This is a genomic window from Ruegeria sp. CH2 (genome assembly GCF_056537065.1).
In genome coordinates, this window is the sequence record NZ_JBQFQV010000012.1 from 126,926 (window position 1) to 139,770 (window position 12,845).

Consider the following 12,845-nt stretch of genomic DNA (forward strand, 5'->3'; position numbering starts at 1 on the left):
GGGGCATCTAGTGCTGTCATTTCGTTCGCACAAGTTCAGTTTTTGCATGTGTCCTATGCGTTTTCTGCAAGGCTTCACGAAGCTGTAATCCCCTTTAACAATTGGTGAAAAAGCCTTTGGGAAAGTGTCGAATTCAGACTTCACTGGGTCGCAAAACGCGCCCGAAGTCGCGCCTGAGACACGCGTGTCGTTTTCAGCCCTGGGGTCAATTCGCTTGGAAAATGTTCACGCTTCGTGCTAGGCGTTGAAAAAAGATCACACAACCCGAGCAGGCCGAGGCAAAATATGCGAATTCTGGGCATCGATCCGGGGCTTAGAACCCTGGGATGGGGCGTCATCGAATCAAATGGCAGCCGCCTGAGCCATGTGGCCAACGGGTTGTGCAAATCGGATGGGGACGATCTGGGCGAGCGGCTGCTGTCGCTGCACAATCAGATTGTCGAAGTGATTGCGGATCACAGACCCGATCAGGCTGCTATCGAACAGACATTCGTGAACAAGGATGGGGCCGGAACCCTCAAATTGGGGCAGGCACGTGGTGTGGCTTTGCTGACGCTGGCACAGGCCGGTCTGCCGGTGGGCGAATATGCCCCCAACCGGGTGAAAAAGACCGTGGTGGGTGTGGGTCATGCCGAGAAAGAGCAGGTTTTGCATATGGTCAAACTGCAATTGCCGGGCTGTTTGCCGAAAGGGGCCGACGCGGCGGATGCACTGGCGATTGCGATCTGCCATGCCTATTACGGGAAAACGCAACAGGCGCGTGTGAAAGAGGTGCGGGCATGATCGGCAAACTGACAGGGCGGCTGGATTACCGCGCGGTGGATCATGTGCTGATCGATGTTCGGGGCGTCGGCTATCTTGTCTATTGTTCCGACCGGACCTTGGCGGCATTGCCGGGGGCGGGTGAGGCGGTCTCGATCTACACAGACATGGTCGTCCGCGAAGACCTTATGCAGCTTTACGGGTTTCTGTCGCTTGTCGAGAAAGAGTGGCATCGCCTGCTGTGCTCCGTTCAGGGGGTCGGCGCGAAGGTGTCGCTGGCGATCCTGAGTGCATTGGGGCCCGACGGTGTCAGCCGCGCAATTGCCCTGGGGGACTGGGGTGCTGTCAAGGCGGCCAAGGGCGTCGGGCCAAAAACCGCCCAGCGGATCGTGTTGGACCTCAAGGACAAGGCACCCGGAGTGATGGCCATGGGCGGCACGATTGCTCAGGCGATGGACGGGCCGGAACTTGAGGTTGTTGAACCGAATGATTCTACACCCGCGCCGAGACGTGTTCCGAAACCGCCATCGGGCGCCGCGGCCGCGTCTGCCGGGGCGTTGTCGGCGCTGGCCAACCTTGGATATGGGCCATCCGAGGCGGCAGGTGCCGTGGCTGAAGCGGCTGCAAGCCAGCCGGATGCGGACGAGGCTGATCTGATCCGCGCGGCCCTCAGGCTGCTGGCTCCGAAAGGGTAAGTGAATGGTTGACGCTGATCCCACCCTGCGCCCGGAGCCCCTGCCGGAAGACAATGACCGCGCTTTGCGTCCTCAGGGGCTGGATGAATTCATTGGTCAGGCTGAGGCGCGTGCCAACTTGCGCATCTTTATTCAATCCGCCCGGCAACGCGGCGAGGCGATGGACCACACCTTGTTTCACGGACCTCCGGGGTTGGGTAAGACGACCCTCGCACAGATCATGGCGCGTGAACTGGGGGTGAACTTTCGCATGACCTCTGGCCCGGTTCTGGCCAAGGCGGGGGATCTGGCGGCGATCCTGACCAATCTTGAATCGCGGGACGTGTTGTTCATCGACGAGATTCACAGGCTCAACCCGGCGGTGGAAGAAGTGCTGTACCCGGCGATGGAAGATTTCGAGCTGGATCTTGTTATCGGCGAAGGCCCTGCTGCGCGCACTGTACGGATCGAGTTGCAGCCATTCACACTGGTGGGGGCCACCACGCGGATGGGCCTGCTGACAACGCCCTTGCGTGACCGGTTTGGTATCCCGACCCGGCTTCAGTTCTACACGGTTGATGAATTGCACGAAATCGTCACCCGGAACGCGCGGAAACTGGGCGCGCCCGCGGATAACGATGGTGCGCGCGAAATCGCGCGCCGGTCGCGCGGAACGCCACGTATCGCCGGGCGATTGCTGAGGCGTGTTGTGGATTTCGCGATTGTCGAAGGGGACGGGCGGATCACACGGGACCTTGCCGATGGTGCCTTGACCCGTCTTGGCGTCGATAATTTGGGCCTTGATGGTGCGGACCGGCGGTATCTGAAGCTGATTGCCGAAAACTATGCAGGTGGCCCGGTGGGGATTGAAACCCTGTCTGCCGCGCTGTCCGAAAGCCGCGACTCGCTTGAGGAAGTGATTGAGCCCTATTTGCTGCAACAGGGGCTGATCCAGCGTACTCCGCGCGGGCGGATGTTGGCGCAGAAGGCGTGGACGCATCTTGGGATGGCCGCGCCCAAGCGGCAAAGCGATCTGTTCGGTTGAAGCCCGCGCGCTTAGATTTTATGCCTTTCGGCGAGAGTATTTTTGAAAAGATGAAGGGCTGGCGGTGACACCGGAAGAAATTGAAGCGCTGTTCACACGCGAAAGCGGCGAGTTTCTGTTTGCGCGCTGGGGGCGGCCTATTGTTCCGATCGTTTTCGGCGTCGAAGACGAGACGCTGGCCACCGTAAAGGGGGCATTCGAAGCCGTTGTCACGCTGGCCGGTCACCAAATGGCCGAGACGGACCCTGAGCTTGGCGCGAATTGCATGGTTTTCTTTTTCCGGGACTGGCAGGAGCTGCTGGAGGTACCGGACCTTGATCGCTTGATCCCGGATCTGGAACCTTTGGTCGCGCGTCTGGTCGCGGCAGATGCAAACCAGTACCGCATTTTCCGGTTCGAAGAAGATGGCGCGATCCGCGCGGCGTTTGTGTTTCTGCGCATGGACAAGGAATTGTCCAAGGTTCCGGCGGAAACCCTTGCGCTCAATCAGGTCGTGCAGACCATCTTGCTCTGGTCGGACACTGCATTTCGCAATCAATCTCCACTGGCAATCGCAGGTGAGGCCACGATCCTGCGTCCCGACATCGCGTCCTTGATCCGGGCGGCCTATGATCCGGTTTTGCCACGGGCGGCACAGGATGCCTCGCATGCGTTAAGGCTGTTTGCCCGACTGGAGGCGTTGCAATGAAACACACCTACCCCATCCGCGTGTATTATGAAGACACCGACATGGGTGGGGTTGTCTATCACGCGAACTACCTGCGCTATATCGAGCGCGCGCGCTCGGACTGGGTGCGTAATCTGGGCAATGACCAAAACGCCATGCGGGAGGAGGGCATTGTTTGGGTCGTGCGGCGGGTCGAGGCCGAGTATCTGGGGCCTGCAAGGTTTGATGATGAATTGATCGTCGAAACCGAGGTCACCGAAATCTCGGGCGTGCGTCTGACTATGGCGCAGCTTGTTCGCCGCGGTGAGACCGAAATATTTCGTGCATCTGTCACGGCCGTTTGCATCAATAAAGCGGGCAAACCGATCCGATTGCCGGCAGAGATTCGCGCATTGATGTAACAATTTGCGGACCATGGGTGGTTCTGTTGGCTTTTCATGACCAACTGAGATAGCGTTTGGCAAAATAAGGCCAAACGAACGGCCATCAGGCAAAACAAAGAGCAGGTTCATGGAAGCTGAAACGCTGGCGCTGGCGCAGGAGATCGACTTCTCCATGTGGGGGCTGTTTGCCCGCGCGACCTTTATCGTCAAACTGGTGATGCTGGTACTTACCGGCGCATCCATCTGGTCCTGGGGGATCATCATTCAGAAGCTGATCAACTATCGCGCGGCCCGACGCGAGGCGCAGGTTTTTGATGAAAGCTTCTGGTCGGGCAACCCGTTGGATGAGTTGTTCGAGCAGATCGGAACGCAGCCGGATGGCAGCTCGGAAAAGATCTTTGCGTCAGGCATGATCGAGTGGCGCAGGTCACATCGCAATGATGGCGGGCTGATTGCCGGGGCAACCGCGCGGATCGACCGGTCGATGGATGTCGCCATCGCGAAAGAGGCGGAAACCCTGCAAAAAGGTCTTCCCATTCTGGCAACTGTCGGCTCCACGGCTCCGTTTATCGGGCTGTTTGGCACCGTTTGGGGCATCATGAATGCATTCATCGAGATTGCCGAACAGCAAAACACCAACCTTGCCGTTGTGGCCCCCGGTATTGCCGAGGCGTTGATGGCGACAGGGTTGGGCCTTTTGGCGGCGATCCCGGCGGTGATTTTCTATAACAAACTCAGCGCCGATAGTGACCGGATCGTTGGCGGCTATGAAGCCTTTGCGGATGAATTCGCAACCATTCTGTCGCGCCAGTTGGACAGCTGACGATGGGCGCTGCGATCCAGCAATCTTCGAACGGCAATGGGCGCAGGCGTGGTCGGCGTCGCGGTCGCGCGCAGCCGATGGCCGAGATCAATGTGACACCTTTCGTGGATGTCATGCTGGTGTTGCTGATCATCTTCATGGTGGCCGCGCCATTGCTGACGGTTGGTGTTCCGGTCGATCTGCCCAAGACCGCAGCCAGTGCGCTGCCCGGCGACAATGAAGAGCCTTTGACCGTGACCCTGACCGCTGACGGACGCGTGCAGATCCAGACCACCGACGTGTTGCGCGAAGAATTGATTGGCAAGCTGCGTGCCATTGCGGCAGAGCGGAGCAGTGACCGGGTTTTCCTGCGGGCCGATGGCGCAATCCCTTACGCACAGGTGATGCAGGTCATGGGTGCGCTGAACGCGGGCGGGTTTTCCAACGTTGGCCTTGTGACCGATACCGGCGGGCCGACGCTGGATGAAGGTGGAGAGTGAGGTCGCACGGTGGATACCGGCACCAAGATTTCAGCGATTGCGCATGTCAGCCTGATCGGATGGGCGATATTCGGCGGCACCTTCCGGTCCGAACCGTTGCCGATGGCTGTGCAGGATGTCTCTGTGATCACGGCTGAACAATTCGCGGCCATGACGGCCCAGCGGGATGCGCCGGAACTCCCCGAAGTGCCGACCGCGTTGCAGCAGCCGCCCGAGCCGGAGGCTGTGACCAAGCCGCCGGAACCCGAGAGTGACGAACAGCCCCGCCCTGAACCTGTTGCACCGGCTGAACCGGAACCAGAGCCAGAGCCCATCATCGTGGAAGCGCCGCCTGAACCCGAGGTTCCTGACGAGCCTCCGGTTCTGACGGAACCTCAGGTCGAACCTGTTGCACAGCCTGCGCCGCCCGGTCCGGAGGCACAGCCGCGCCCATCAGACCGCGTCGCGCCTGAGGCAATAGCTCCGCCACCGCCCGAGGCAAAGCCTGATGATTTTGAAACGCCTCCGGTATCCCTGGATGAAGGCGCAGAGGTTCAACAGGAACAGCAGGATCAGACCGCGCCGCAAGAGGCAGCCCCGGAGATTGTGACCGAAGCCGAGGAAACCAAGGACCAGTCGCCCCTGACATCTCCGCGACCGCGCGTGCGCCCAAACCGGCCAAGCCCGCCGCCGGAACCCGCTGTGGCCAAAACGCCTGAGGCGACCCCGGAACCTGAGAAACAAACCGATGAAACGGCAATCAACGACGCCCTGGCCGAAGCCTTGGGCAGCGGGTCCGAACCTTCTGGCCCACCGCTGACCAGCGGAGAGAAAGACGCGATGCGACTGGCTGTCTCTGGATGTTGGAATGTGGGTTCCTTGTCCACGGATGCGCTGAACACTGTGGTTGTTGTCGCGTTTTCACTGAACCGTGATGGTACGGTCGTCGGTGGCAGTGTTCGGATGCTGGACAGCTCTGGTGGCTCTGCCGGAGCCGTTAAACAGGCCTACGAGGCTGCGCGACGCGCTATTTTGCGCTGCGGGGCCAAAGGATATGAATTGCCTGCTGACAAATACGAACATTGGCAGGATGTTGAGATTACATTTAACCCCGAGAGGATGCGGATCAAATGATGAAGCTTCTGACCAGCCTCTTTGTCGGCCTGACACTGATGTCTGCGCCGGTTTATGCACAGAACGGGCCTTTGCGCCTGGAACTGGATGAGGGGATTATCGAACCCTTGCCCTTTGCCGTTCCGAATTTTGTGCCGGACGGTCCGGCCGCAGCTCAGTTCGCGCAGGATATCTCGCGCGTGGTGGCGGCTGACCTGACCGGGACCGGGTTGTTCCGCGAAATCTCCTCGGATGCGTTCATCAGCCGGGTCAGCAGCTTCGAAGCTCCGGTTCAGTTTGCGGATTGGAAGGCGATCAACGCTGACGCGCTGGTCACCGGCGCTGTCAATGTGTCCGGTCAGAAACTGACGGTCCGGTTCCGGGTGTGGGATGTGTTTTCGGGCCAGGAACTGGGCAATGGCCTTCAACTGGCAGGTACCACAGACGGGTGGCGGCGCATGGCGCACAAGGTGGCCGATCAGGTCTATAGCCGGATCACAGGTGAAGGCGGTTATTTTGACAGCCGCGTTGCCTTTGTTTCGGAAAGCGGGCCGAAGGACCAGCGCCTGAAGCGTTTGGCGATCATGGATTACGATGGCGCGAATGTGCAGTACATGACCGACAGCGCCGCAATCGTTCTGGCGCCCCGGTTCTCACCCACCGGTGACCGGCTGCTTTATACCAGTTATGAAAGCGGCAGCCCGCGCATATACGTGACTGAAATCGGGCGCCCGAAACCGCGGGAACTGAAGACGCAGGACGGGACGATGAGCTTTTCGCCTCGGTTCTCGCCGGATGGCCGGTCGATTGTCTATTCGCTGATTCAGGGCGGCAATACCGATCTGTGGAAGATGGATATCGTTTCGGGTCAAAGCACGCGCCTGACCAACACGCCCGCAATTGAAACTGCCCCCAGCTATTCACCCGATGGCAGCCGGATCGTCTTTGAAAGCGACCGCTCCGGCACGCCGCAATTGTACGTGATGGCAGCAAACGGGGGCGAAGCCACGCGGATCAGCTTTGGTGCAGGTCGCTATGGTACCCCGGTCTGGTCACCGCGCGGCGACCTGATCGCCTTTACCAAGCAGAACCAGGGCCGGTTCCATATCGGCGTGATGCGCATCGACGGGTCAGAAGAACGTTTGCTGACAGCCTCTTTCCTGGATGAAGGCCCCACCTGGTCGCCTAATGGCCGGGTCATCATGTTCACCCGCGAAACGCAGGGGGCCAGTGGTAGGGCATCGCTTTACTCGGTGGATATCTCGGGCAGGAACCTGCGCCCGGTACGTACACCGGACGGCGGCAGCGATCCGTCCTGGGGCCCATTGCAGAATTGATCGCAGCAAAGTTCACAACAAATCGTCCCTGTGGTAGACAGGCGGCAATAAACATAACACGAGGCACCTGAAATGAACGTATTGAGCAAAGTTCTGGCGCTGGGCGCGCTGAGTGTGATCGCCGCCTGCACAAACAATGACCCCTCAGCCTTGGGTGGCGGTGGTGGTAGCGGAGGCATTGGATCCATTGTCCCCGGATCACCGAGTGATCCGCGCTCGCCCGCGTATTTCCAGCAAACAGTCGGGGACCGTGTCCTGTTTGCCGTTGACCAGTCGACGCTGTCGCCCGAGGCGCAAACAGTGTTGCAGGGGCAGGCGGACTGGCTGCTGGCCAATCCGGATTTTGTCGCAACGATCGAAGGTCACGCTGATGAGCAGGGCACGCGGGAATACAACCTTGCACTGGGCGCACGCCGGGCGAACGCTGCGCGTGAGTACCTGATTTCGCGGGGCGTCGCGGGCAGCCGCCTGAACACCGTGAGCTATGGCAAGGAACGCCCGATCGAGATTTGCAGCACCGAGGAATGTTATTCCAAGAACCGTCGTGCAGTAACGGTTCTGACCGGGTCAACTCTGGGGTAAGATGATGCGCATTGCAGGATGGGTTTTGGCGGCGGTTGTGGCGACGGCTGGTGTTGCACAGGCACAGGATCAACAGACCCTTGCGGATATCCGTCAGGAACTGACGGTATTGCATGTGGAAATTCAGCGTTTGAAGCGCGAGTTTTCCACTACGGGTTCGCCCGCACCAAACCTGTCCGGCAGTTCGGTCCTTGAACGGGTGGATGCCATCGAGGCCGAATTGCAGCGCCTGACCCGCCAGACCGAGCAATTGAACCAGCGGGTGCAGAACATTGTCACTGACGGCACCAACCGAATCGGTGACCTTGAGTTCAGGCTGGTTGAACTGGAAGGCGGCGATTTGTCGACGTTGGGTGAGACCTCGACACTTGGTGGTGACACGGCCACTGCTATAACCGGGCCAACAAGTGTCGAAACGCCAACGGCAACTGATCATGGTGAACTGGCCATAGGTGAACGCGCTGATTTTGACGCAGCTTCGCAAGCGTTGGCCGACGGCGATTTCCAGACTGCTGCCACGTTGTTTGCGCAGTTTGAAACAAGCTATCCCGGCAGTCCGCTGGCGCCCGAAGCCAACCTGAAACGCGGTCATGCCCTAGAAGGGATTGGCGACACACGCGAAGCGGCCCGGGCATTTCTGGCCAGCTTCACGGGTGATTCCGAGGGCGCATTTGCACCCGAGGCGCTGTACGAACTGGGCGCGGCGCTTGGCCGTTTGGGACAGACCGATCAGGCCTGCATCACGCTTAATGAGGTCGGAGTACGCTTTCCTTCTGCGCCAGAGTTTTCGAGCGCCACGCAGGAGATGACCGCGTTGGGATGTACTTGAACCATCGCTCCGGCAAACTACTTGCAGACCTGCGCGCCCGGCTACCCGAAACACTTCCGCGCAAGTTGGGGATTGCAGTTTCGGGAGGCGGGGATTCCGTCGCCTTGATGCATCTTTTGCATCAGGTGGCGCAAGATGAGGCCATCACCCTTTTCGTTGCCACGGTCGACCACGGTTTGCGACCCGAATCCGCGTGCGAGGCCGAAACCGTATCCCGGCAGGCGGCTGCGCTGGGGATGTCTCATGATACGCTGCGTTGGTCGGGATGGGACGGTACCGGCAACTTGCAGGACCGGGCACGTCAGGCGCGATATGATTTGTTATCCGAATGGGCGAAGGGCCGCGGAATCGACGCCATTGCGCTGGGCCACACCGCAGATGATCAGGCGGAAACACTGCTGATGCGGTTGGGCCGATCATCCGGGGTCACGGGCCTGTCCGGCATGTCGGCTATTCGGAAACGGCGGGGTCTGACGTTGCTGCGTCCGATGCTGGGGATCACCCGTGAACAGCTGCGCACCTATCTGACTGAGGCTGGCGTAGCATGGGTGGACGATCCTTCGAATCAGGATGCCCGTTTCGATCGGATCAAGGCGCGCGAAGCTTTGGGTGGGCTGGAACCTTTGGGAATTGATGCGCTTTCATTGTCCCGCGTGGTGGACAATCTGGCGCAGGCACACACGGCACTTGGCCTCTGTGCGCAAGAATCCGCAGGGTCCGTGGCGCAGGTGGATCAAAGTGACGTGAGGGTGAACAGGGCCGGATTTGCCGTGTTGCCCCTTGAGATTCGGCGTCGTGTCCTGCTGGGAATCCTCTCGTGGATTGCCGGGTCGGGTTATCCTCCACGTCAGGCGGCAGTGGATCAGGCAATGGATGCAGTTGCGAATGGGCAATCGGGGTCAGTGGGCGGTTGTCTGATTGTTCCACAAGGCGGGAGTGTTTGGATTTGCAGGGAATTTAATGCCGTGAAATCTCAGATCGCGGCGCCCAGTGCTGTGTGGGATCGCAAATGGCGGCTCAGCGGACCGGCAATAATGGGCGCAGAAATCCGCGCTTTGGGCGGTGAGGGGTTGCAACAGGTGCCCGAGTGGCGTGCAACCGGGCGTCCCAGGATAGCGTTGACGGCGACGCCTGCGGTTTGGATTGCGGACAGGGTGCTGGCCGCCCCGCTTGCGGGTCTCGCGAATGGCTGGCATGCCAGGCTTGCGTCAGATTGGCCCGAGTTCCACGCATCTTTTTTATCGCATTGAACATACGACAATCCTCTCTATTTTAAGAGGTAACTTGGCAGCGTCTCACCTGCCGGAACTTTTAGGAGAATTTCCTTGGGCAACGCTCGCAATATCGCGTTTTGGGTCGTTTTGTTCCTGCTCATCCTTGCACTGTTCAATCTGTTCAGTGGACCGGGCGGAACGCTTCAGAGCAACGAGAAAACCTATTCCGACTTTGTCGGTGCCGTCCAAAGCGGTGAAGTCAAGAACGTGACCCTGGATGGTGAACAGATTCGCTATACCCTGCAAAGCGGTGCCAGCTATGTCACGATCAAACCCGGCGACGCCGAAGTGACCAAGCTTCTGATCGAAGAAAACATCCCCGTTCAGGCCGTAAAACAACAGCAATCAGGCTTTCAGTCGTTCCTGATCACGCTGCTGCCTTTCCTGCTGCTGATCGGTGTCTGGGTCTATTTCATGAATCGGATGCAAGGCGGCGGCAAAGGTGGCGCGATGGGCTTTGGCAAGTCCAAGGCCAAGATGCTGACCGAAAAGCATGGCCGCGTGACCTTTGACGATGTTGCCGGTATCGACGAGGCCAAGGAAGAGCTGGAAGAGATTGTCGAATTCCTGCGAAACCCGCAGAAGTTCAGCCGCCTTGGTGGCAAGATCCCCAAGGGCGCGCTGCTGGTTGGCCCTCCGGGTACCGGTAAGACGCTTCTGGCCCGTGCCATTGCGGGTGAGGCGGGCGTGCCGTTCTTCACCATCTCGGGTTCGGATTTTGTCGAAATGTTCGTTGGTGTGGGTGCGTCCCGCGTGCGTGACATGTTCGAGCAGGCGAAAAAGAACGCGCCCTGTATCGTGTTTATCGATGAAATTGACGCTGTGGGTCGTCATCGCGGCGCCGGGTATGGTGGCGGCAACGACGAGCGGGAACAAACGCTCAACCAGTTGCTGGTCGAAATGGACGGGTTTGAGGCCAACGAAGGTGTAATCATTCTGGCGGCGACAAACCGCAAGGATGTTCTGGACCCTGCGCTGCTGCGACCGGGCCGGTTCGACCGTCAGGTCACAGTCGGCAACCCTGACATCAAGGGCCGCGAGAAAATTCTGGGCGTTCACGCACGCAAGACGCCGCTGGGCCCCGATGTCGATCTGCGCATCATCGCGCGCGGTACGCCCGGCTTCTCGGGTGCGGATCTGGCCAACCTCGTGAACGAGGCCGCGTTGATGGCCGCACGCGTGGGTCGTCGCTTTGTCACCATGGAAGATTTTGAAAACGCCAAGGACAAGGTGATGATGGGGGCCGAGCGCCGCTCGATGGTGCTGACGCAGGATCAGAAGGAAAAAACTGCCTATCACGAAGCGGGTCATGCTGTTGTTGGTCTGTCTCTGCCCATGTGCGATCCGGTCTACAAGGCGACCATCATACCGCGCGGGGGTGCGCTGGGTATGGTGGTTTCGCTGCCGGAAATGGATCGCCTGAACTATCACCGGGATGAGTGCGAACAAAAGCTGGCGATGACCATGGCAGGTAAAGCTGCCGAAGTCATCAAGTATGGCGAAGATCACGTGTCGAACGGTCCTGCCGGGGACATCATGCAGGCCAGCCAACTGGCACGCGCCATGGTGATGCGCTGGGGTATGTCGGACAAGGTCGGCAATATCGACTATGCCGAGGCGCATGAGGGATATCAGGGCAATACTGCCGGGTTCTCGGTATCGGCTCATACCAAGGAACTGATTGAAGAAGAGGTAAAGCGTCTGATCCAGCAAGGCTATGAACAGGCGCACAAGATTCTGACCGATCAGAACGAGGAATGGGAACGTCTGGCCCAAGGTTTGCTGGAATACGAAACGCTGACCGGTGACGAAATCAAACGCGTCATGAACGGGGAGTCGCCCGGCGACAGTGATGACCGGAACGACAAGTCAGACGAGGGCAGTGCGCCCAGCGTGACAGCCATCCCCAAGACCAAGGCGAAGAAATCACCGCCTGAGGGTGGGATGGAACCTGAACCGACAGCATAACCAGCAAGAACCCGGGCTCTGCCCCGGGTTTTTTTTATCTTTCCATCAGAGCGTTACTGGGCATTATGCGCTGGCAGACACCAATGGGAAGGGAAGCGCGTATGCCGTTTTTGCGGGAAACCGAATTTGCAGCCGAAGTTCTTTGGCTGGGCCTTGTTCCTGCCGGCGGATCGCTTCGTGCCAAGCCCGTTGAGTTGCTGGATCTTGGGTTTGAGGGCGTGAAAGGCGAGCGGCACGAAGGTCTGAACCGTGCGTCCTGTGTTCGGGTCTCGAACCTCTATCCCAAGGGCACTGAAATCCGCAATGTTCGTCAACTGTCGGTGCTGTCCTTGGAAGAGTTGCAGCAGATCGCGCAGAACATGGGGCTGGACCAGCTTGACCCGTCTTATCTGGGCGCATCCATAGTGCTGAAAGGTATTCCGGATTTCTCGCACATTCCGCCGTCCTCGCGTCTTCAGGCGGTCAACGGGCTGACGATCACTGTGGATATGGAAAACGCACCTTGCGTATTGCCCGGTCGCGAAATCGAAGCGGATCATCAGGGGTATGGTGCAGGGTTTAAACCTGCTGCCGTCGGACGCCGGGGTGTCACGGGCTGGGTCGAACGTCCCGGGCGCATTCAACTGGGCGATCACCTCAAGCTCTTTGTTCCGGACCAGCCTGCCTGGAGCCCTGAAAATATGCAGGTTTCCGATTAGTTCCCGATGAAGTGACCTGACGACGCTTCGCGACGCCAGAATGTCGGAATCCATGGCTAATCAGATTGTACACAAGGGTATGGAATGCGTAGCGCCGACGTTAGACGTCGGTTTTGCACGGTATTCAATCAAGGACCCCGGCCAATGAGCTATAAATCCGACATCGAAATTGCGCGTGAAGCGAATAAGAAGCCGATCCAGGAGATCGGCGCGAAGCTTGGAATATCCAGTG

The 12,845-nt window shown here is 59.2% G+C and carries 14 protein-coding genes; all 14 read left to right on the forward strand.

The annotated features are described in order from the left end of the window. The first annotated feature begins 285 nt into the window (after positions 1-285). The 14 genes from ruvC (at position 286) to ACR0M9_RS15900 (ending at position 12,613) form a co-directional block, all read left to right on the forward strand. Positions 286-783: a crossover junction endodeoxyribonuclease RuvC gene (gene ruvC / locus ACR0M9_RS15835; RefSeq protein ID WP_209598197.1), complete on the forward strand. Its 498-nt coding sequence runs from the start codon at positions 286-288 to the stop codon at positions 781-783. Next, positions 780-1,457: a Holliday junction branch migration protein RuvA gene (gene ruvA, locus ACR0M9_RS15840; RefSeq protein WP_480507047.1), complete on the forward strand. Its 678-nt coding sequence runs from the start codon at positions 780-782 to the stop codon at positions 1,455-1,457. Before ruvC ends, ruvA begins: the two co-directional genes overlap by 4 nt. A 4-nt stretch (positions 1,458-1,461) precedes the next feature. Beyond that, positions 1,462-2,481 carry a Holliday junction branch migration DNA helicase RuvB gene (ruvB, locus tag ACR0M9_RS15845; RefSeq protein WP_267364110.1) on the forward strand — a complete coding sequence of 340 codons (1,020 nt, stop codon included), beginning with the start codon at positions 1,462-1,464 and terminating at the stop codon, positions 2,479-2,481. Positions 2,482-2,545: 64 nt separating this feature from the next. Then, entirely contained in the window at positions 2,546-3,169 is a 624-nt protein-coding gene (locus ACR0M9_RS15850; protein WP_480774066.1) for a hypothetical protein, read from the forward strand. Continuing rightward, positions 3,166-3,549 carry a tol-pal system-associated acyl-CoA thioesterase gene (ybgC, locus tag ACR0M9_RS15855; protein ID WP_480483971.1) on the forward strand — a complete coding sequence of 128 codons (384 nt, stop codon included), beginning with the start codon at positions 3,166-3,168 and terminating at the stop codon, positions 3,547-3,549. Before ACR0M9_RS15850 ends, ybgC begins: the two co-directional genes overlap by 4 nt. Before the next feature lie 109 nt (positions 3,550-3,658). Then, positions 3,659-4,354: a protein TolQ gene (gene tolQ, locus ACR0M9_RS15860; RefSeq protein WP_209505518.1), complete on the forward strand. Its 696-nt coding sequence runs from the start codon at positions 3,659-3,661 to the stop codon at positions 4,352-4,354. Between the two features lie 2 nt (positions 4,355-4,356). Next, the gene (gene tolR / locus ACR0M9_RS15865; RefSeq protein WP_480483970.1) at positions 4,357-4,833 is read left to right on the forward strand and encodes a protein TolR; all 477 of its coding nucleotides are present in this window, start codon (positions 4,357-4,359) and stop codon (positions 4,831-4,833) included. A gap of 9 nt (positions 4,834-4,842) precedes the next feature. Beyond that, on the forward strand, positions 4,843-5,946 hold the full coding sequence (locus tag ACR0M9_RS15870; protein WP_480774067.1) for an energy transducer TonB: 1,104 nt from the start codon (positions 4,843-4,845) through the stop codon (positions 5,944-5,946). Then, entirely contained in the window at positions 5,943-7,262 is a 1,320-nt protein-coding gene (gene tolB / locus ACR0M9_RS15875) for a Tol-Pal system beta propeller repeat protein TolB (protein ID WP_480507044.1), read from the forward strand. Before ACR0M9_RS15870 ends, tolB begins: the two co-directional genes overlap by 4 nt. 72 nt (positions 7,263-7,334) lie before the next feature. Next, positions 7,335-7,844, forward strand: a complete 510-nt coding sequence (gene pal / locus ACR0M9_RS15880; protein ID WP_267364104.1) for a peptidoglycan-associated lipoprotein Pal — start codon at positions 7,335-7,337, stop codon at positions 7,842-7,844. Between the two features lie 4 nt (positions 7,845-7,848). After that, on the forward strand, positions 7,849-8,673 hold the full coding sequence (gene ybgF / locus ACR0M9_RS15885; protein ID WP_480774071.1) for a tol-pal system protein YbgF: 825 nt from the start codon (positions 7,849-7,851) through the stop codon (positions 8,671-8,673). Next, on the forward strand, positions 8,664-9,923 hold the full coding sequence (gene tilS / locus ACR0M9_RS15890; protein ID WP_480774068.1) for a tRNA lysidine(34) synthetase TilS: 1,260 nt from the start codon (positions 8,664-8,666) through the stop codon (positions 9,921-9,923). Before ybgF ends, tilS begins: the two co-directional genes overlap by 10 nt. A 75-nt stretch (positions 9,924-9,998) precedes the next feature. After that, entirely contained in the window at positions 9,999-11,915 is a 1,917-nt protein-coding gene (gene ftsH, locus ACR0M9_RS15895; protein ID WP_267367030.1) for an ATP-dependent zinc metalloprotease FtsH, read from the forward strand. Positions 11,916-12,016: 101 nt separating this feature from the next. Beyond that, entirely contained in the window at positions 12,017-12,613 is a 597-nt protein-coding gene (locus ACR0M9_RS15900) for an MOSC domain-containing protein (RefSeq protein ID WP_480484072.1), read from the forward strand. Positions 12,614-12,845 lie beyond the last annotated feature (232 nt).

Bases quoted from the DNA above. Each gene is read 5' to 3' on its own strand.
- ruvC (WP_209598197.1), top strand. From the start codon at position 286: ATGCGAATTCTGGGCATCGATCCGGGGCTTAGAACCCTGGGATGGGGC.
- ruvA (WP_480507047.1), top strand. From the start codon at position 780: ATGATCGGCAAACTGACAGGGCGGCTGGATTACCGCGCGGTGGATCAT.
- ruvB (WP_267364110.1), top strand. From the start codon at position 1,462: ATGGTTGACGCTGATCCCACCCTGCGCCCGGAGCCCCTGCCGGAAGAC.
- ybgC (WP_480483971.1), top strand. From the start codon at position 3,166: ATGAAACACACCTACCCCATCCGCGTGTATTATGAAGACACCGACATG.
- tolQ (WP_209505518.1), top strand. From the start codon at position 3,659: ATGGAAGCTGAAACGCTGGCGCTGGCGCAGGAGATCGACTTCTCCATG.
- tolR (WP_480483970.1), top strand. From the start codon at position 4,357: ATGGGCGCTGCGATCCAGCAATCTTCGAACGGCAATGGGCGCAGGCGT.
- tolB (WP_480507044.1), top strand. From the start codon at position 5,943: ATGATGAAGCTTCTGACCAGCCTCTTTGTCGGCCTGACACTGATGTCT.
- pal (WP_267364104.1), top strand. From the start codon at position 7,335: ATGAACGTATTGAGCAAAGTTCTGGCGCTGGGCGCGCTGAGTGTGATC.
- ybgF (WP_480774071.1), top strand. From the start codon at position 7,849: ATGCGCATTGCAGGATGGGTTTTGGCGGCGGTTGTGGCGACGGCTGGT.
- tilS (WP_480774068.1), top strand. From the start codon at position 8,664: ATGTACTTGAACCATCGCTCCGGCAAACTACTTGCAGACCTGCGCGCC.
- ACR0M9_RS15900 (WP_480484072.1), top strand. From the start codon at position 12,017: ATGCCGTTTTTGCGGGAAACCGAATTTGCAGCCGAAGTTCTTTGGCTG.